Source organism: Streptomyces sp. NPDC003691, assembly GCF_053981115.1.
This window is the reverse complement of sequence record NZ_JBSFNQ010000229.1, coordinates 1-1,421: the sequence shown is the minus strand read 5'-3', so window position 1 is coordinate 1,421 and position 1,421 is coordinate 1. Positions and strand designations below refer to the sequence as shown.

The 1,421-nt window shown below is 71.7% G+C and carries 1 protein-coding gene; it reads right to left on the bottom strand.

What is annotated here, in order from left to right; genetic code table 11:
- Window positions 1–400 precede the first annotated feature (400 nt).
- Window positions 401–694 (bottom strand): hypothetical protein, encoded by a 294-nt coding sequence (locus ACWDR0_RS34890; protein WP_456355849.1) that lies wholly within the window; start codon window positions 692–694, stop codon window positions 401–403.
- Between the last annotated feature and the right edge of the window lie 727 nt (window positions 695–1,421).

Here is a 1,421-nt window from a genome sequence, read left to right as displayed (position 1 = left end):
TGCACGAAGGCCCACTCCGCATCGGACAGTTCATGGCGACGTATCACCGCACCATGATCCACCATCCAAGATCGTTTGAAGACACCCCCTAGGGCCTCTCGTTGCCTCCGCCCGTCCTCCGGGTCGGCCCCGCGCCTGCGGGGATGGTCCGGGGTGCATTGTGGAGCGCATCGGCGCCGCCTGGTCGGCCCCGCGCCTGCGGGGATGATCCGCGGGCAGCGTGGCCGGGGGGCGGTGACCTCCGGTGCTTTAGGCAGCTCCCCTGGGGCGAGCCTCGAAGAGCAGGGGCCCACTCGGGCCATTGCGGGCAGGTCCACGGACTGCCCGAGCCGCGGAAGCTAACGGGCCCTGCTCTCTCGCCCCAGGGCAGCTACCGCCCAAAGCCCCTCCGGCCACAGCCTCAGCCCGCCCGGTCCCACCGTGCCGAAGCCGCCCCCAGCAGCCGGGCGATCTCCACTGCTGCAGCAACGGACAGCACCACCGACACCTGCCCCGAACCGTCAGGAGCCGCGATGGCCCGCCACGACAGATCGGACCGGTCCAGCCCGGCCGCTTCCACCGCAGTCTCCAACGCCCGCCCCGCATCCCGGGCCCGCTGCCAGCCACCCAGGTAATCCACCCCGTCCACCCACAGCACGTCATCAGGCTCGAACGGCTCCCCGTGGTGGTGCCCCGTCCCCTCCGGGCGGCTCATGTGATCGCCTCCTTCCCCGTTGCCCAACCTGTCCTCCGACATGGGCCGTTGGGACCAGGGCACGACGAGCGCCCCGGTACCATCGGCACCGGGGTCCCTCGTGGATCACCAGCCGGACCACCCGTGAAGCTGCCAGGCCAAGGGGTGGTCCGGCCCGCTCAAGGCCCGCCGGGGCCGGAGCCGGCCGGAGCAGCTACGGCCCCGGGGTACTGATCAGCGCCAGCGGCAGGTAGACCGCCGTGCAGGCCACGACCAGTAAGAGCACGCACAGGCGCTGCCTCACCCGGCACCGTCACCGGCCGACGGAGCGGACCGCCGCACGGCGCACGCAGCGCTGTCCAGGCAGATCACGTACACCAGGCGCCGGGCCCCTGGAGAGCGCCCGGGAACCAGCACCCCGAGCGCCCGCAGGGTCGAAGCGACGACCAGGCAGCGGCACGCATCGCACGCGTACAGGAGAGAGCCCGACCCGCTATCCACCGGCGCACCCGGCATGATGCGGCCCGCCGTCCAGGCACGCGAAGGCCCCCGAACACAGAGGAAGCAGCCGGTCGTCACGGCCCGCCAGAGGAAGGAACGTCACCGGCGCCACGGTCCACAGCGTCGCCACGGAAGAATCCCGGACCGAGAACAGACACGACTGCCCCCGGGCAAGCCGCCGTTCCGCCCAACTCCAGTAGTCGTCATCCGGACCGAACGCACCCGCGGGTCCAGCAGGTTCCATCGA

Excerpts from the sequence above, each read along its gene's own strand:
- ACWDR0_RS34890 (WP_456355849.1), bottom strand. The coding sequence starts at position 694 with ATGAGCCGCCCGGAGGGGACGGGGCACCACCACGGGGAGCCGTTCGAG.